This is a genomic window from Mycobacterium sp. ENV421 (genome assembly GCF_002887815.1).
Taxonomy (GTDB): domain Bacteria; phylum Actinomycetota; class Actinomycetes; order Mycobacteriales; family Mycobacteriaceae; genus Mycobacterium.
The window spans coordinates 31,166-48,196 of the sequence record NZ_PDHO01000019.1 but is presented as its reverse complement, the minus strand read 5'-3'; the positions used below and the strand labels follow the sequence as shown (position 1 = coordinate 48,196).

Genomic DNA, 17,031 nt, shown 5'->3' with positions numbered 1-17,031 from the left:
CTCGTTGTCGCTGCCCGTGACTGCACTCACTGGCGCTCGTGCGCCTCTTCGAGCACTGTCCGGCCGAGCTCCGAATAGCGCTGCGGCGACGTGTATTTCAGCACCACCGCCAGCACGATGCCACCGATGCCGACGACACCCACCACGTAGGGGATGATCTCGAACACCCAGTCGCTGGAAGCCGTGCCGGCCGCGAATGATGCGTTCTTGGCCAGCAGGTAGATCACGTAGAGCATGCCCAGGCCGCCGAGCAGGGGAGCCAGGAACGTCCGGAACCAGTTGGCTGTCTCCGGATGGTTCTTGCCGACGTGGAAGTAGGCGATCACCGAGAAAGCGGCCAGCGCCTGGACGATCATGATCGCGGTGGTGCCGAGCAGAGCCATCAACCCGTACAGACCGGTGTACGGATCACGGCCGGTGAGCGCGAAGAACAGCACGACGACGGTCGCGAAGATGGTCTGGACCAGCCCGGCGATATGCGGCGAACCGTGCGTCGGGTGGGTGGCGCCCAGTGTCTTGCGCATGCCCGGGATGACGTTCTCGCGACCGATCGCGTAGATGTAGCGGGCAGCGCAGTTGTGGAATGCCATGCCGCAGGCGAACGACCCGGTCATCAACAGGATCTTGAACAGGTCGACAGCCCAGGTGCCCAGGTGCGCACCGACCGGCCCGAAGAAGATGTCACCGGCGGTCGCCGAATCCTGCGCCAGCGCAATGGCGTTCTGCGGACCGGTGCCCACGATCGCCAGCCAGGAGATGAGGACGTAGAACACGCCGATCCCGACCACCGAGCTGATCACCGCGATCGGGATGATCTTCTTCGGGTTCTTGGACTCCTCGCCGTACATCGCACTGGACTCGAAGCCGACCCAGGACCAGAACGCGAAGAACAGGCCGATGCCTGCCGAGCCGGCCACCGTGAGCATGCTGCCGTCGGCTCCGGCCACCGAGCCGCTCAGGTTCTGAAAAGCGTTGAGCGGGTTGAGCGATCCCCACGACCAGCCCTGCGGGCCGCCACCGGTGAACAGCACCGAGAGTGCCATCAACGACAGCATGACGATCTCGGTGATCAGGAAGACCCCGAGCACCCTGGCGGCGACGTTGATGTCGAAGTAGGTCAGGACCAGATTGACCACCAGCATGCCGATGGCGAACACGATCCACGGGATGTTCACGTGGAACAGTGAATTGAAGGTGTCGTTGCCGAAGAAGGCGAAGATACCGATCAGCGACGCTTCGAACACCATGTAGGCCATGGCGGTCAGGAAGCCTGCGCCCAACCCGACGATCCGGCCCAGCCCGTGCGAGATGTACCCGTAGAAGGCGCCGGTTGCGGTGATGTGCTTGCTCATCGCGGCATAACCGATCGCGAACAACGTCAGCACGATCGTGGCGACGAAGTAGCCGGCCGGGGCATAGGCGCCGTTACCGAATCCGACCGCGATCGGCACGTTGCCCACCATGGCGGTGATCGGCGCGGCGGTCGCGACGGCCATGAACAGGACGCCGATCAGACCGACCGCGTTGGGCTTGAGCCGTTGGACGGTTTCGGATTTGGCTTCGCTTCCGGCCGGGGCCGGCGGATCGATGGTGTCGCTCATTGTGTGGATTCCCATCTCGACTGTGACTGGGGTCGTGCCATTTATTTGGTCTGGTATTTCCCGGTTGCAACTGAGGCCGGGGGGTGATGACGATGTCGGCACGGCTTTGTGGTGCGACGACGACATTGTTACCCCCGCCAGATGACCTGGTCAACAGGAACTTACGGGCAATACGCAAGTGATGTTTCCTGTGTGTTTCCCAAAACCCTGCCAAGAAACAAGGACGTTAAATATGCGGATTTGGTCTGCTCGACCCCCCGTTATGGTCCACACTGGTGCCATGCCGGGACTGCCGCCGACTCATGAGTTCTTCGCGCGTGCAGCACTGCCCGCTTACGGTCGCGCAGACACCACGCCGCTGCGGCTGCTCAGCCTGTCCGAGAACGCCACCTACCTGGTCGAGGACGACGAGCCGATCGTTTTGCGGGTACACCGGCCGGGCTATCACTCGCTGGGGGCGATCCGCTCCGAGCTGGCATGGATGCAGGCTCTGCGCCGGGAGACGTCGGTGCTGACGCCGGAGCTGATCGCCGCCCGCGACGGAACCGACGTCGTGGCCGCCGAGGTCGACGGCGATGTCCTGCACGTCGACGCCGTGACCTTTGTCGCGGGCTGTACTGCGGAGGACGATCCCGACGTCATCGGCTTCGAGCAGCTCGGCAGGCTCACCGCCGTCATGCACGAGCACGCCAGGAACTGGACGTTCCCACACTCGTTCACCCGGTTCCGCTGGGACCTCGACACCATTCTCGGTCCGGACGCCCGATGGGGTAATTGGCGGCTGGCGCCCGGCCTCACCGACGATGACCGGGCTGTGATCCAGCGCGCCGCCGACGACATCACGGCCAAGCTCACCGATTTCGGTTCGGCGCCCGACCGATTCGGACTTGTTCACGCCGATCTGCGGTTGGCCAATCTGATGGTCGATCCGACCGATGCGAGCGCAGGCATCACGGTGATCGACTTCGATGACTGCGGGTGGTCGTGGTACCTGGCCGATCTGGGCGCCGCGGTGTCGTTCATCGAGGACACCCCGGCCGGTGAGCGGATCATCGCCGAGTGGCTCACCGGCTACTTCGAAGCCGGATCGCTGCCTGCCGACCACTTGGCGCTCGTCCCGACGTTCGTGATGCTGCGCCGGATCAACCTGACCGCCTGGATCGCCTCGCACGCCGACGCCGATGCGGCGGCTGAGCTCGGCGACGACTTCGCCCCCAACACCGCCCGGCTGGCGCAACGGTATCTGGAGGACCGCACCTGGTTGCAGGATGCGATCTTCGGATCCCGGGTTTGAAACCCTTTCTAGGCAAGGAGATACGCGTGTTTGATCTGCAGTCGACGTCCGTGGTGGTCACCGGTGGCAGCAAGGGCATCGGGCGCGGCATCGCCTCGGTGTTCGCCACGGCCGGCGCCGATGTCGCGATCGCCGCGCGTTCGACCACCGAACTGGACTCGGCGGTCGCCGAGTTGGACGCGCTGGGCAGCGGAAAGGTGTTGGGAATCCAGACCGATGTCACCGATCCGGTGGCGTGCGCTGACCTGGCCGCCTCGGTCATCGACGCATTCGGCGGCATCGACGTCGTCTGCGCCAACGCCGGGATCTTCCCCGAGGCGCCGTTGGCCACGATGACGCCGGCCCAACTGACCGAGGTCCTCGACATCAACGTCAAGGGCAATGTCTTCACCGTGCAGGCCTGCCTGGACGCCCTGATCGCCTCCGGGCGCGGTCGGGTGATTCTGACATCGTCGATCACCGGTCCGATCACCGGCTTTCCGGGATGGTCGCACTATGGGGCGTCGAAGGCCGCTCAGCTCGGCTTCATGCGCACTGCCGCAATCGAATTGGCGCCGCACGGGATCACCGTCAATGCCGTGCTGCCGGGCAACATCTTCACCGAGGGTCTGGCGGACATGGGCGAGGACTACATCGCCGGGATGACCAAGGCGATCCCGGCGGGGGCCCTGGGCACGCCGGAGGACATCGGCCATCTGGCCGCCTTCCTGGCCACCGTGGAGGCCGGTTACATCACCGGTCAGGCGATCGCCGTGGACGGCGGTCAGGTTCTGCCCGAATCGCCGGATGCCCTGAACAGCTAGTCCGATGGAGGAGTCGGAGGGGGGCCCGATCGCGGAGGATGTGCGACGGCGCATCCTGTCGATGCTCGCCCAGGGCACCCTGCGGCCCGGCTCCCGGTTGGGCACCGAACGCGAGATGGCCGATCGCTTCGAGGTGTCCCGCTCCACGCTGCGCAGCGCGCTGCTGCCGTTGAGCCGTGCCGGGGTGCTGGAACGGCGGACCGGGCGCAACGGCGGGACGTTCGTGCGCGCCGACGTCGTGCAACGCAACGCCGCCGAGCTGGCGGGCCTGCCCGCGCGGTTGCGCAGCGGCGGGCACACCAGTGCGACCCGGGTGCTGGCCACCGACCGCAGGCCGCCCACTGCCGCCGAGGCCACCGCGCTGGAAATCGGGCCCGGCGAGGACGTTTTCGCGATCCGGCGGCTCCGCTTCGCCGACGGGGTGCCGCTGTCGGTGGACTTCTCGTGCTTCGTCGCCGAGCACGTGATCGATCTGCTGGAGCAGCCGCTCGGCGGCTCGCTGTACGAGTTGTTCGCCGTTCGCTACGGCCTGGTACCCGCGACGTCCAGCGAGACCATCGAGGTCGTCAGCGCCAGCCCGCGCGAAGCGGACTGGCTCGGCATCGCGCACCGGCGACCGCTGGTGGCGATCACCCGGATCACCCGGGACGCCGCCGACCGGCCGTTCGAATACGCCTATGACCTGTTCCGCGCCGACCGGGTGCGGTTGACGGCCACGACGTCGACGGTCACCGCGCGGGAGCGTCGCGGCACGGACGGGCGGGTGGAACGCTCGGTCAGCAGCGCGTGAGCGACTACTGTGTGAGCGGTGACGAGCAAACCCGAGATCGAATTCCCCGACGGCCCGGCGCCCACCGAACTGGTCATCAAGGATCTGGTGGTCGGCGACGGCGATGAGGCCAAGGCCGGCGCCGTCGTCGATGTCCACTATGTCGGGGTCGAGTACGACACCGGTGCCGAGTTCGACAGTTCGTGGAACCGCGGGGAGTCCATCTCGTTCCCGCTGCGCGGGCTGATCCAGGGCTGGCAGGACGGCATCCCCGGCATGAAGGTGGGCGGCCGCCGTCAGCTGACGATCCCGCCCGAGCAGGCCTACGGCCCGGCCGGCGGCGGACACCAATTGTCCGGCAAGACGCTCATTTTCGTCATCGACCTGCTGGCCACCCGCTAGCCGCATACCCGGCGTCGTCGGCGTCGTCTGCCCGCGCTCGAAGGGCGGGCAGCGTCGATGGGTCGCGCAGCAGGCCACGCACCAGCAGGGCGGCCAGTTCCTCGGCGATGTGCTCACGCGAGTAGTTCGGGTGCCGGAACGGGCTGGTGCCGTCGGGTGCGTGGGCCGCGGAGTTCCGGTAGCGGCGCTGCACACCCTCTTCGGCGGCGCAGATGTTGAGTGCGGCGAATTCCGGGTCGCAGTCGATGAATTCGCCGCAGGCGATGCCCTCGCCGATGAGCGTGGCCATCTGCTCGTGCAGCTCCGCGGTGTCGGCCCAGAACTCGGCGAATACCTCGGGCTGCGCTTCGGCGAGCACCTCGACCTCGCAGATGTCGACCGCTGCCGAACACAGCTCGCCGATGTCCAATCGCAGCAGGCGCAACAGCCGCACCGCGGGTGAGCCCGTCGCAGCCACCATCTGCCGGGCGAAGTCCAGCGAGACCCGGTTGAGGGCGAGCAGGCCCAGCAGGATGTCTTCCTTCTGCCGGAACCAGTAATACAACGACGACTGCCCGAGTCCGCAGGCGCGGGCGATCTCGGTCATCGTGGTGTTGAGATACCCGCGCTCGGCGAACAACCGGGCCGCGACGACGAGAATGTCGCCTCGCCGGTCGAATTCGCTTCTCACGACATCAACATCCCCCCGTTGATCTGTACGCACTCGCCGGTGAACGATCGCGTGCCGGCCAGGAAGCGCACCACGTCGGCCACCTCGCCGGGCTGGATCAGCCGTCCGATCGGCATGTCGGCGCTGTACTCGCGGTGCATCTGCGGCAGGCTGACCCCGCGAAACTCGGCGTCGCGGTGAAGTTGTTCGGTGTCGGTGGGGCCCGGGGCGACCGCATTGACCCGCACGTCCGGGGCCAGTTCGCGGGCCAGCGAACGGGTCATCCCGAGCAGGCCGGCTTTACTGGCCGCGTAGGCGCTGAAGCCCGGTTCGCCGCGCAGCCCGGAGATGCTGCACATGTTCACCACCTGCCCGCCGGCCTCTCGCAGCGCCGGCGCCGCGGCCTGGGTCAGCCACAGCGGCGAGGACAGGTTCACCTCGATATCGCGCCACCACAGCTCCATCGTGGCGGGAGTCGGGTCGACGGCCGTCATCGTGGCCGCGTTGTTCACCAGCAGGTCGAGCCGGCCGAATCCAGCGATGACGGCGTCCACCAGTGCGTGGCATGCGGCCCGGCCGCGCAGATCGACGGGGATTGTCGTTGCGGCGCCGGGGATTTCGCCGGTATCGGGGAGGTCCGTGGCGACGACGGTCCAGCCCGCGTCGGCCAGCGCCGCCACGATCGCGCGGCCGATTCCGCCCGCGGCACCGGTCACCAATGCAATCTGCCCGCTCACTGGATCACCACGCCGCCGTTGGGCGAGATCACCTGGCCGGTCAGCCAGGTCCACTCGGCGACGTCAACGATCGCGCGGGCCAGTTCGTCGGGCGTGCCGAACCGGTTGAGCGCGATGCTGTTCCGGTAGTCCTCGCCTCGCCACCGCTCGGTGAGCATCGCGGTGTCGGTGGGACCCGGGCACACGATGTTGACGCGCACCTGATCCGGGCCGTACTCGGGGGCGATCGAGCGAACCAGCCCGATCATGGCCGACTTCGCCGTCACGTACGGCACATGGTTCTCGTCGCCGAGCAGGGCCAGCTCCGAGGAGATCCCGACTATGGAGCCCCGTCGTCGCGCCCGCATCCGTGGCCCGACGGTCGCGATCACATTGGCGCAGCCGCCGAGCATCACCTCGAGGCTGCGGTGCCACAGGTCTTCGGTGACCTCCGCCAGCGGGACGTCGACGTCGAAACCCGCGCAGGCCACCGCGACGTCGATCGGGCCGAGATCGGACTCGACCGCGCAGACGAGTGCCTCGACGGCCCCGATGTCGGCGACGTCGGCCTCGTAGGCGATGCCGCCGATGTCGCCGGCGACCTGTTCGGCCTGGGCCGCGGAACCGAGATGGTCGATGGCCACCCGGTATCCGCGCGCGGCGAGCAGATACGCCGTGGCCCGGCCCATCCCGGTGGCGCCGCCGGTGACCAGGGCTGTGCCTGTCATGTCAGCTGTCCCGGTCGGCGGTCAGCAGCATCGCGTCGCGCTCGATCGGCTCGAACTCGGCGTCGAGGATGGACACGATGTGGTCGACGATCCGCTCGGCCAGCAACTCACCCTTGGCGGCAGTGGCCTGGGTCGCCGACGCGAGCACCCCGGTGGCGGTCGACATCGACGCCTCGATCGGCAGGACGTCCCACGGCACGTTTCGGGCCGGTGCGTCGTCGACGATGCGATCCATTCGCACGGTGGCGGGTCGGAGGTATTCGAACAGGGACGTCTCGATCACCGCGGCGTGTTCGAGCGCGAGGCCGGGAAAGCCGTCGGGGAACAGCACATCCAGGTCGGCCGCCCCGAACTCGGGCATCGCGTTCTCGACGACGACGATCTTCACGCCGGGGGAGCGGCCTGACACCAGGTAGGCCGGTTCGTAGACGAAGTTCGTGTTCTCGAAGTGCCAGTTGTACAACATGATTCGGCGGAATCCCGTGCGGATCAACTCGTCGAGCAGGTCTTCGATCATCGCGATGAAGGTGGTGGCGCGCAACGACAGCGTGCCGGGGAACTGCTGTCCGCCGCCGCTGGCCGGCCGGGACCGGTAGCCGAGCCGCAGTGCCGGGCCCACCACGAACGGACGTTTGGCCGCCGCCAGCCGAAGCAGCGTCTGTGGGATCACCCAGTCCGCGCTCACCGGCAGGTGCGGCCCGTGTTGTTCGGTGGAACCCACCGCGATGACGACCGGCGCGTCGGCTGCAGCGGCGGCCGCGATCTCGGGCCAGGTCATCCACTCGTATTCGGTGGTGCCCGCGCCGATGACGGGTCGCATCAGGTCGTCGATCATCGCTCACCTTTATTCATTCGGAGACGGACAATTGATAACACGACGGAGCGATACCGGCTGTTTCGATACATTATCGAAACAGCGGATTATCCCATCCGAAACACCGTCAGCCCCGCACGTATCCGACGCCCGGATCGACGATGTTGCGCAGCTCCTCGCCGCGCAGCCAGCGCCCGAGGTTGTCGACGAACACGCCCATCATGTCGATCTCGAACCCCACGTAATCGCCGGACATGTGGGGTGACACCAGGACGCCGGGCATCGACCACAGCGGCGAGTCCGCGGGCAGCGGCTCGACCTCGAACACGTCGAGCGCGGCCCCGGCGATGGCGCCCGTCCGCAACGCCTCGACGAGCACGGCCTCGACCACGGTGGGTCCCCGCCCGACGTTGACCACGAAGCCGGCCGGCCCCAGCGCGGCCAGCACCTCCGCGTCGATCAGCCCGGTGGTGGCCGCGGTCAGCGGCACCGCGGCGACCAGGATGTCGACGTCGGCCGCCACCGCGCTCAGGTCGACGGCTCCGCGGATCGCGCCGAAGCGCGGGTCCTCACCCGAGGTGCGGCCGACCAGTGTCACCTCAACATCGAGCCTGCTCAGACGGTCGGCGATGGCTCGCCCGATCGAACCGGTGCCGATGACGGCGGCTCGCTTGCCGGCCAGCCGGCCGGTGGTGCGGTAGTGCCAGGTGTGCTCGCGCTGCAGCGCGAGCGTGTGCGGAAGGCCTTTGACGAAGCTGAGCACGGCGGCGAGCACCCACTCGGCGATCGAGGTGTCGAAGACGCCGCGCGAGCTGGTCAGCGTGACCTGGCTCTGGGCGAGCTCTGGGCAGATCAGCCGGTTGACCCCCACCGACGCGGCGTGCACCCAGCGCAGCCGGTCGGCGCCGCGCAACACCGGCGCCAGATCGGCGAAGCGGTGGTCCCACACGTACAGCACTTCGGCATCGGCGAGCTGTTCTGTAGTGGGTGTCCCGTGCACCTCGACGACGTCGACGTCGGGCGGGATCAGGGCGAGCGGCGGGGGTGGCAGCTCGGGGTCGGGTTCGGCGATGACCAGGACCAGCGGACGGCTCGACACACTCTGCTCCGTTCGGCTCACCGCGACGCCGGCGAACAATTTCGATATCGTATTTGGACACCATTGAACAGGACCATCGTGACTGACCCGAGCGATTTTCTCGACCCGTACGCCGGCGAACCGGTGATCACCGATCCCGTCGAATTGCGCGAGCACCGCAAGCGGCGTCTGGCGCTGGCGTACCGGGTGTTCGGCGCCATGGGCTGGGGTTCGCTGGGCGACGGCCACATCTCGGCTCGCGACCCGGAGCAGCCCGAGTCTTTCTGGCTCGGCCGCTACGGGGTGCCGTTCCGGTTCATGACCCCCGACGATCTGGTGCTGGTGCACGCCGACGGGACGGCCGACGGCGGCCAGATCAACGACGGGGCCCAGATCAATGTGGCCGCCTACTACATCCACGCCCCGCTGCACGAGGCCCGCCCCGACGTCGTTGCCGCCGCGCATTGCCACACCCCTTACGGCACACCATTTTCCGCGGAAGTCACCAAGCTGACCCCGATCTCGCAGGAAGCCTGTGCGTTCTTCGACGATCACGAGATCTTCGACGACGAGGAGGTCAACATCGGCTCGACCGACGGGGGCAAGCGCATCGCCGCTGCCATCGGCGGCGCCCGGGCGGCGATTCTGCGCAACCACGGACTGCTGACCGTCGGCGGCAGCGTCGATGCGGCGGTCGGGTACTTCCTGATGATGGAGCGCAGCGCTGAGGTTCAGGTGAAGGCGCGCGACGCCAAGCCGATCGGGGCCGAGGCCGCCCGGCGGGTGCACGACATGTTCGACGAGGTCGCTGCCTGGCAGGTATTCCAGTGGGCGCAAAGAACTTACGTTCCAGACTTTGTTTGACGCTCAGCTGTTGGCGACGATCAGACTCAACAGATCGAAGACCACCGTCGCGGCGGCGATCGAGGTGATCTCGGCGTGGTCGTAGGCGGGTGCGACTTCCACGACATCCGCCCCGACCACGTTGATCCCGTTGAGACGGCGCAGCATTCGCAGGAGTTCGCGGGAGGTCAGCCCGCCGGATTCGGGAGTGCCGGTGCCGGGCGCGAAGGCGGGATCGAGGACATCGATGTCGATCGACAGGTACACCGGCAGATCGTCGACACGCCGGGCGACGACATCGACGGCAGTCTCGACGCCCATCACGTCGAGGTCGCCGGCCCGGATGATCCGGAATCCCATCCGGGCGTCGTCCTCGAGGTCCATCCGGTCATAGATCGGGCCGCGGATGCCGACGTGGATCGAGTGGTCCTCGATGAGCAGGCCCTCCTCGAACGCCCGGCGGAACGGGGTGCCGTGGGTGACCGGCGCCTTGAAGTAGGTGTCCCAGGTGTCGAGGTGGGCGTCGAAATGCACGAGTGCCAGCGGCCCGTGGACGGCGTGCAGCGCGCGAAGATTCGGCAGTGCGACGGTGTGGTCACCGCCGATCGCGACGAACCTGCGCTCCCGCCGGCCGATGATGTCGCGCATACCGTTCTCGATCTGCGTGCAGGCTTCCGCGATGTCGAACGGCGTGATCGTCACGTCTCCGGCGTCGACGATCTGCACCTCTTCCAGCGGGGCGACACCGAATTCGACGTGATAGCCGGGACGCAGGGTGCGCGCCGCCTGGCGCACCGCCATCGGGCCGAACCGCGCCCCCGGCCGGTAGGAGGTGCCGCCGTCGAACGGCAGACCCACCACCGCGATGTCGTAGTCGGCCACCTCGCGGATGTCGGCGATCCGCGCGAAGGTGCCCTTGCCCGCGTAGCGGGGGACCTGGGTCGACGGCGTGGCGCCGACGGGTGTCTCGGACATCAGTGGTGGTGATGTGGTCGGGCCCCGCCGTCACCGCGGCGGCGAGCTTGCTCGCCCTCGGTGATCAGCCGGAGCTGTTCGTCCGCCTCGCGTCCGGCGAGCAGCGGTTGCATCGGATCCCAGGTGGTGCCGCTCGCCTTGTCCTTGCGGCGGCGGGCGATCGCGGAGATGACCTCCAGGACCACACGATTGCCGAGCAATGCGGTGATGTCGGCGTGGTCGTAGGGTGGCGCCACCTCCACCACGTCCACCCCGACGACGGGCAACTCGTAGCAGATGCGCCGCACGGCGTCGAGTAGTTCGCGGGCCGAGAAGCCGCCAGGCTCAGGTGTTCCCGTTCCGGGGGCGTGGCCGGGATCGCACACGTCGATGTCGACGGAGATGAACACGCCCTCGCAGTCGGTGGTGGCGATCTCGAACGCCTCGGTCAGGCAGGGCTCCAGGCCCCTGGCGACGATCTCGGTCATCTCATAGGACCGCAGGCCGTTCGCTGCCATCCACTGCAGTACGGGCTCGTCGGGCCAGTATCCGCGCAATCCCAGCTGCAGGAACCGATCTCCCCGCAGCGCGCCGGATTCGATGAGCCTGCGCATCGGGGTGCCGTGGCCGACGAGAGAGCCGTTGAGAATGTCGCCGGTGTCGGCATGGGCGTCGAAATGGATCATCGAGACGTTGCCGAACCCGTAGTGGCGCGCGACCCCGGTATGGTCAGGCCAGGCGATGGTGTGGTCACCGCCGAGGACGATCGGGATTGCGCCTGCGGCGGTGATCTTGTAGACGTCCTCCTCGATCATCTTCACGGCCTGCTCGATGTCGCCGCTGTAGAGCATCACGTCGCCTGCGTCGTAGACGCGCAGGTCTTTGAGGCCGTCGACGCGCAGCGCGAGGCTGGGCCGGGAGCCGTCCTGCGGCAGGTAACACGCCTGACGCAGCGCTGACGGGCCGAACCGGGCGCCGGAGCGGTAGCTGGTGCCGCCATCCAGTGGGGCGCCGAGGATGACGATATCGGCGTCGGCATAACTGGATTCGTCGGTGAGGTCGCATCGGGGGACGCCGAGAAAGGTGATGTCCGGACCGAACAGGACGCCTGCCATAGGTGCTGCCTTTCGTTGCTCAGGTCTTGTGCAGTGCGATCACTGCTGTGAATACGTGGCGCAGGGTCGCCCGGATCCGGCGCTTGTCCACCGGGCCCAGCGGGCGGTAGAGGTTGTCGATCTCCAGGCCGGCCATCACCGCCATCACGGTGCGCGAGTCGAGTTCAGGTTGTCCCGAGCCGATGTCGCGGAAGAGCCTGCTGAGCGCGGGAATCATTGCCGCGTACCAGGCTTCGAACATCGGGCGCAGGCGCTCGTCGCGGCTGGCCTCGGTGACCAGTTCGTAGCGGGTGACGATCGCCCCGGGTGGCGAACTGAACCCGTCGATGATCATGTCGGCGACCAGATCGGCGAGCCGCTCGGCGGGCATGGACGGCTCGAGCCGCTCCGCGGTGGCGACGACCCGGTCGATCTCGCGGTCCGACAACTGGGCGAACGCCTGCGCGATCAGGTCGGACTTGTCGTCGAAGTAGTAGCTGAGCGCGCCCAGTGGGATCTGGGCCTGGTTGGCCACCAGGCGCATCGAGAGCCCGGCCAGGCCGACCTGTGCCATCACTTCGATTGCGGCGTCGATGATCTCGGTTCGGCGCGCCGCACCGCGAGCGGTGGTGCCAGCCGTCATCCCTGGTGCTTGAGGGTGGAGAAGTCGGTGTCCCACATCCAGGCCGGCTGGCTCTGCCACCCGGAGTAACCCTTGCGGGCGGCCACCGTGTTGTGCAGATCGGTCAGGTTGATCCAGCACAGCGAGTCGCGGTAGGCCTTGGCTGCCTCGACATACAGTGCCTGTGATTTCGCCGGGTCGGGTTCGGCGCTACCGGCGTCGAGGAGCTTGTCGGCCTCCGGCACCGAGCAGCCCTGGATGTTCACCGGCGCGTTGGTGTACTGGTAGATGCGCGAGTAGGTATCGGGGTGCGCGGCATCAGGATTCCACGACTCCGCGAACAGGTCAGGGCGCTGGTCCGGGTTTTGGGGCAGTGCGAACAGCTGTGCCGACGGGAAGTCGCGGACCGTCGCCTTGAAGCCCGCGGTCTGCAGGATCACCTGGGTCTGGTTGGCCAGGTCCTGCAGGCTGCTGTCGCCGGACGGATAGCCGATCGAGACGTCACCGCCATTCTTGCCGAGTGCGGCCAGCTTCGACGGGTCGTAGACGTGCGTGTCGGGCACCGCCCCGTCCGGCATCATCCCGGTCGGGTAGAACTGCGTGGACGGCGATCCCTGCGCACCGAAAACCTGTGTGGTCAAGGCATTCTGGTCGAGTGCGGCCGACAGTGCCGCTCGGGCGTCCTTCGAGGCGAAGACCGCCGACGCCGGATTCACCATGACCATGGTCTTGATCAGCGCATTCTGCTGCAGCACCTCGGTGTCTGGACCGGTGGCCAGGGCTTCGTAATCACCTTTGGACAGCCCGTGCAGGATCATGTCGAGCTCGCCGTTGCCGAGCTGGAGCCGCTGTACCGCGGAAGCGGTCACCACCGGCATCTGCACCGAGGTGATCTCCGGCGCCGGGCCCCAGTAGTTCTTGTTCGCGCTCATCGTGTAGTGGCTGGCCTGCACGGCGTCGGTCAGCTCGTAGGGACCGGTCCCGGCGGTGTGCGAGGCCAGCCACGCCGAGGCATGATCGCCGCCGGTGGCGTGCTGCGCGACGGCGGTCGGGCTGGTCATCAACGGGCCGTACGGGGACGCGAGGTAATCCAGAAAGGGCGCAACGGGTTTGGTGAGGGTGACCACGAAGGTGTGCGGGTCCGGCGTCTGCATGTCCTTGACGTCGGCGAGCATGTAGGCCGGACCGGCGTTCATGTCGATCCGCCGCTGGAAGCTGGCCTTGGCGGCCGCGGAGTCGAACGGGGTGCCGTCGGCGAATTTGACGCCGTCCCGCAGGGTGAAGGTATACGTCAGGCCGTCCGGGGTGACGTCCCACTTGGTGGCCAGCAAGGGCTCGATCTTCGTCGTCCCGGGGGCGTACTGGAGCAGCCCCTGGTAGGTCGAGGTCATGATCAGCAAGCCCTCGGGCTGGTAGAACGTGTCGGGGTCCAGCGGCGGCGGGTCGGACATCAGCGGAGTGCGCACCGTCGACGCCTCGGCGGCAGTGTTGTTGGGACTGTTGGTCTTTCCTGAGCATGCCGTCCCGGCGAACAGCAGCGCGACGAGCGCCAGCGGTGCGATTCCCGACGTGAGTTTCATCGGGCAAGTCTCAGGTCGGCTGATTTCGACTGTGTGACATGACGGTTACCACCTTGTACGAACGTCCAAGTTTTGGACGTTCGACCTAGAAACGTGCGCGGTGACGCCCTAGTGTCGGCGTCGTACAGCTGAACTACAGAGGGAGTAAGCGCAATGCCCGCTACGCCAAGCGCGTTCGATCTGAGCGGTCAGGTGGCTCTGGTCACCGGATCGAGCAGTGAGCTCGGTATCGGCTTCGCCTCGGCGCGGCTGCTGGGTCAACTGGGGGCGGCGGTGATGGTGACCGGTACCACGGATCGGGTGCACCAGCGAGCCGAGGAGCTCGCCGCCGAGGGTATCCGGGCGCAGGCCCACATCGCCGACCTGTTCGACCGCGATGCGGCGGACGGTCTGGTCGAGGCCACCGAAGTCGCGTTCGGCAAGCTCGACATCCTGGTGAACAACGCCGGTCTGGCCTCGGTGAACAGCCCCGAGGAGCCGAATTCGCTGATGGTGATGACCGACGAGGAATGGTCACTTGCCTTGCGGCGCAATCTCGACAGTGCGTTCTTCGTCACCCGGGCGGCCTTGCCCGGAATGGTCGAACGCGGCTACGGCCGGGTGGTCCATGTCGGTTCGACGGCCGGCGTGCTGACCGCCTACACCGGCGACGTCGGATATCACACCGCGAAAGCCGCGATGCTGGGGATGACACGTTCGATGAGTGTCGACTACGCCAAGAACGGCATCACCGCCAACCTCGTGCTGCCCGGGTGGATCGCGACGGCCGCCCAGCTGTCCTCGGAGGTCGCCGCCGGGAACGCGACCCCGATCGGACGCTCGGCCACCGCCGACGAGGTGGCGGCCGGTGTTGCCTTCCTGGCCACCCCCGGGGCGTCCTACGTCACCGGCACCACCCTGATCATCGACGGTGGCAACGCGATCTGCGGGGCCACCCCGGCGACCTAGGAGGGTGCGGGCAGCCGCAGCGTCAGGCGCGCACCGCCGAGCGGACTGTCATCCAACACGGCTGTGCCGCCATGGATTTCGGCTTGCTGTGCAACCAACGCCAGGCCGAGTCCGGACCCGGAGTGCGACGCTGTCGACCCGCGGGCGAAGCGTTCGAACACCGCCGTGCGTTCCGCCTCCGGGAGGCCGGAACCGTTGTCGTCGATCGCGATGTCCACGCCGTCGCGCGAGCTGACCGCCGAGAGCTGCACCCGCGTCGCGCCACCGTGTTTGACCGCGTTCGCGATCGCGTTGTCCACCGCCAGGCGAAGGCCGGCGGGCAGGCCGATGATGATGCACGTCGGTGACGGCACCAGCGTCACCTCGAGGTCGGGGTACACCCGCATGGCGTCGTGTGCGGCGCGGTCGAGCAGCTCGGTGATGTCGACCGGGACCTGGTCGGCTTCGGTCGAAAGTTCGCCCTGGGCAAGGCGTTCCAGCGCACCGAGGGTCGCCTCGATCCGGGTCTGGGTACGCACGACATCGCTGAGCACTTCCTCGCGCTGCTCGTCGGTCATGTCCAGGGTGGCCAGCACCTCGAGGTTGGTGCGCATCGCGGTCAGGGGTGTCCGCAGCTCGTGGGCCGACACCGCGGCGAAGTCCCGCGCCGAGGCGAGCGCGGCCTGCGTCCGGTCCTGTTCGGTCCAGATCCTTTCCAGCAGACCCTTGATCGCCTCGCCGATCTCCACCGCCTCGGTGGCGCCGCCGATCTCGACGTCGGGTGCCTTGTCGCCGGCCTGGATCTCCCGGGTCTGGGCGGCCAGCCGCCGCAGCGGCCGCACCGCGAAGGTCGCCAGTGCCCAACCCAGCAGCGCTGCGGCGCAGACGGCGAACACACAGATGATCAGCACCCGGCGGTGCAGATTGTTGGTGTCGGCGATGGTGTCGTCGAAGGTGGCGCCCACCTCCAGGCTGGTGGCCTCCGGGTAGGAGAGTTCGACCGTGCGCACCCGGTAGCGCACCCCGTCGACCTCGGCGGTGCCGTAGTCGGAGTTCAGCCGCGGCAACACGACATCGGAGTTGGACCGGACCTGATCGCCGCGACGGACGGTGATCACCACGTCCTGGTCGTTGGGTGACGGCGGGATCTGGTCGAGGCCGCGGGGCACGAACGGGACGGCGAAGCCCGCCGCCTCGTCGAGTCGTCGGTCGAGTCGCTCCAGGCGGTCGTTGGTGATCCCGACCCAGACGATCGCGCCGACGATCGTGACGACGATCGCCGCACCGATCGCCGTCGCGAACGCGACCCGGGTGCGAAGCGATGGCGTGCGGCGGAAGATGCGCGGCAGCGTCACGAGCCGGTCACTGGGTGCGCAACACGAAACCGACGCCGCGCACGGTGTGCAGCAGTCGGGGTGCGCCGCCCGCCTCGAGCTTGCGGCGCAGGTAACCGATGAAGACGTCCACCACATTGGTATCGGCGGCGAAGTCGTAGCCCCACACCAGCTCGAGCAGTTGCGCGCGGGACAGCACCGCGGTCTTGTGCTCGGCGAGGACGGCCAGCAGGTCGAACTCGCGCTTGGTGAGGTCGACGTCGACGCCGTTGACCCTGGCCCGCCGGCCGGGGATGTCGACTTCGAGCGGACCCACCTGGATGGTCTCGGAGGAGAACGTGGCGGTGGCGCCCCGTCGGCGCAGCAGTGCCTTGACCCTGGCCACCAGCTCGGCCAGCACGAACGGCTTGACCAGGTAGTCGTCCGCGCCGGCCTCCAAGCCGGCGACCCGGTCGTCGACCGAACTGCGGGCCGAGAGCACGCAGACCGGCACGTCGTTGTCCATCGCGCGCAGGGCGGTCACCACGCTCACACCGTCCAGTACCGGCATGTTGATGTCGAGGATGATCGCGTCCGGTTTGGTTTCGGTGGCCGAGCGAAGGGCTTCGGCGCCGTCGACCGCGGTGGAGACCTCGAATCCGGAGAGCCGCAGACCGCGGTCGAGCGAGGCGAGCACGTCGGGATCGTCGTCGACCACCAGTACTCGGGGTGCGGCTGAACTACTGTCCATGGGCACTATCTTGCCTGATCGACGCCCGTATCAGTGGGAGGCCGACGCGACACGGTGACCTGCGCCGGAAGGGTTTGACCTCAATCGTTGTTG

18 protein-coding genes are annotated in these 17,031 nt (G+C 67.6%); 6 read left to right on the top strand and 12 right to left on the bottom strand.

What is annotated here, in order from left to right; translation table 11 throughout:
- Positions 1-26 precede the first annotated feature (26 nt).
- The gene (locus CRM90_RS20435; RefSeq protein WP_102808762.1) at positions 27-1,601 is read right to left on the bottom strand and encodes an APC family permease; all 1,575 of its coding nucleotides are present in this window, start codon (positions 1,599-1,601) and stop codon (positions 27-29) included.
- 280 nt (positions 1,602-1,881) lie between these two features.
- On the opposite strand from CRM90_RS20435, the gene CRM90_RS20430 reads away from it, so the two are divergent.
- From CRM90_RS20430 to CRM90_RS20415, 4 genes are read left to right on the top strand one after another with little or no spacing between them, the layout of a single operon-like run.
- Positions 1,882-2,895, top strand: coding sequence for a phosphotransferase enzyme family protein (locus tag CRM90_RS20430; protein WP_102808761.1), 1,014 nt, complete (start codon positions 1,882-1,884; stop codon positions 2,893-2,895).
- A 26-nt stretch (positions 2,896-2,921) separates the two neighbouring features.
- Complete coding sequence (gene fabG, locus CRM90_RS20425; protein WP_102808760.1) at positions 2,922-3,698, top strand: 3-oxoacyl-ACP reductase FabG; 777 nt, start codon at positions 2,922-2,924, stop codon at positions 3,696-3,698.
- Between the two features lie 4 nt (positions 3,699-3,702).
- The gene (locus CRM90_RS20420; RefSeq protein ID WP_102808759.1) at positions 3,703-4,488 is read left to right on the top strand and encodes a GntR family transcriptional regulator; all 786 of its coding nucleotides are present in this window, start codon (positions 3,703-3,705) and stop codon (positions 4,486-4,488) included.
- A gap of 18 nt (positions 4,489-4,506) precedes the next feature.
- Positions 4,507-4,869, top strand: a complete 363-nt coding sequence (locus tag CRM90_RS20415; RefSeq protein WP_102808758.1) for an FKBP-type peptidyl-prolyl cis-trans isomerase — start codon at positions 4,507-4,509, stop codon at positions 4,867-4,869.
- On the opposite strand, the gene CRM90_RS20410 is transcribed toward CRM90_RS20415, so the two are convergent.
- The 5 genes from CRM90_RS20410 to CRM90_RS20390 form a co-directional block, all read right to left on the bottom strand.
- Complete coding sequence (locus CRM90_RS20410) at positions 4,844-5,539, bottom strand: TetR/AcrR family transcriptional regulator (protein ID WP_158249041.1); 696 nt, start codon at positions 5,537-5,539, stop codon at positions 4,844-4,846. The genes CRM90_RS20415 and CRM90_RS20410 overlap by 26 nt on opposite strands.
- A complete protein-coding gene (locus CRM90_RS20405; protein ID WP_158249040.1) occupies positions 5,536-6,255 on the bottom strand; it encodes an SDR family NAD(P)-dependent oxidoreductase in 720 nt (239 codons plus the stop codon). The genes CRM90_RS20410 and CRM90_RS20405 overlap by 4 nt, the downstream gene beginning before the upstream one ends.
- Positions 6,252-6,962: an SDR family NAD(P)-dependent oxidoreductase gene (locus CRM90_RS20400; RefSeq protein ID WP_102808755.1), complete on the bottom strand. Its 711-nt coding sequence runs from the start codon at positions 6,960-6,962 to the stop codon at positions 6,252-6,254. Before CRM90_RS20400 ends, CRM90_RS20405 begins: the two co-directional genes overlap by 4 nt.
- A 1-nt stretch (position 6,963) precedes the next feature.
- Positions 6,964-7,797, bottom strand: a complete 834-nt coding sequence (locus CRM90_RS20395; RefSeq protein ID WP_233209419.1) for a creatininase — start codon at positions 7,795-7,797, stop codon at positions 6,964-6,966.
- Positions 7,798-7,903: 106 nt separating this feature from the next.
- The gene (locus CRM90_RS20390) at positions 7,904-8,875 is read right to left on the bottom strand and encodes a D-2-hydroxyacid dehydrogenase (protein WP_158249039.1); all 972 of its coding nucleotides are present in this window, start codon (positions 8,873-8,875) and stop codon (positions 7,904-7,906) included.
- 78 nt (positions 8,876-8,953) lie between these two features.
- On the opposite strand from CRM90_RS20390, the gene CRM90_RS20385 reads away from it, so the two are divergent.
- Positions 8,954-9,718, top strand: coding sequence for a class II aldolase/adducin family protein (locus tag CRM90_RS20385; RefSeq protein ID WP_233209418.1), 765 nt, complete (start codon positions 8,954-8,956; stop codon positions 9,716-9,718).
- Positions 9,719-9,721: 3 nt separating this feature from the next.
- Here CRM90_RS20385 and speB (CRM90_RS20380) read toward each other — a convergent pair whose 3' ends face one another.
- From speB (CRM90_RS20380) to CRM90_RS20365, 4 genes are read right to left on the bottom strand one after another with little or no spacing between them, the layout of a single operon-like run.
- Entirely contained in the window at positions 9,722-10,672 is a 951-nt protein-coding gene (speB, locus tag CRM90_RS20380; protein ID WP_102808753.1) for an agmatinase, read from the bottom strand.
- Positions 10,672-11,766: an agmatinase gene (gene speB, locus CRM90_RS20375; protein WP_102808752.1), complete on the bottom strand. Its 1,095-nt coding sequence runs from the start codon at positions 11,764-11,766 to the stop codon at positions 10,672-10,674. The genes speB (CRM90_RS20380) and speB (CRM90_RS20375) overlap by 1 nt, the downstream gene beginning before the upstream one ends.
- A 19-nt stretch (positions 11,767-11,785) precedes the next feature.
- Positions 11,786-12,388 carry a TetR/AcrR family transcriptional regulator gene (locus CRM90_RS20370; protein ID WP_102808751.1) on the bottom strand — a complete coding sequence of 201 codons (603 nt, stop codon included), beginning with the start codon at positions 12,386-12,388 and terminating at the stop codon, positions 11,786-11,788.
- Complete coding sequence (locus tag CRM90_RS20365; protein ID WP_102808750.1) at positions 12,385-13,947, bottom strand: ABC transporter substrate-binding protein; 1,563 nt, start codon at positions 13,945-13,947, stop codon at positions 12,385-12,387. The genes CRM90_RS20370 and CRM90_RS20365 overlap by 4 nt, the downstream gene beginning before the upstream one ends.
- A gap of 153 nt (positions 13,948-14,100) precedes the next feature.
- On the opposite strand from CRM90_RS20365, the gene CRM90_RS20360 reads away from it, so the two are divergent.
- Complete coding sequence (locus CRM90_RS20360; protein WP_102808749.1) at positions 14,101-14,895, top strand: SDR family NAD(P)-dependent oxidoreductase; 795 nt, start codon at positions 14,101-14,103, stop codon at positions 14,893-14,895.
- Here the strand turns inward: CRM90_RS20360 and CRM90_RS20355 are convergent.
- Complete coding sequence (locus CRM90_RS20355) at positions 14,892-16,229, bottom strand: HAMP domain-containing sensor histidine kinase (RefSeq protein ID WP_102808748.1); 1,338 nt, start codon at positions 16,227-16,229, stop codon at positions 14,892-14,894. The two genes, CRM90_RS20360 and CRM90_RS20355, sit on opposite strands and share 4 nt — an antisense overlap.
- Positions 16,230-16,236: 7 nt before the next feature.
- Positions 16,237-16,938, bottom strand: a complete 702-nt coding sequence (locus tag CRM90_RS20350; protein ID WP_036341235.1) for a response regulator transcription factor — start codon at positions 16,936-16,938, stop codon at positions 16,237-16,239.
- Positions 16,939-17,031 lie beyond the last annotated feature (93 nt).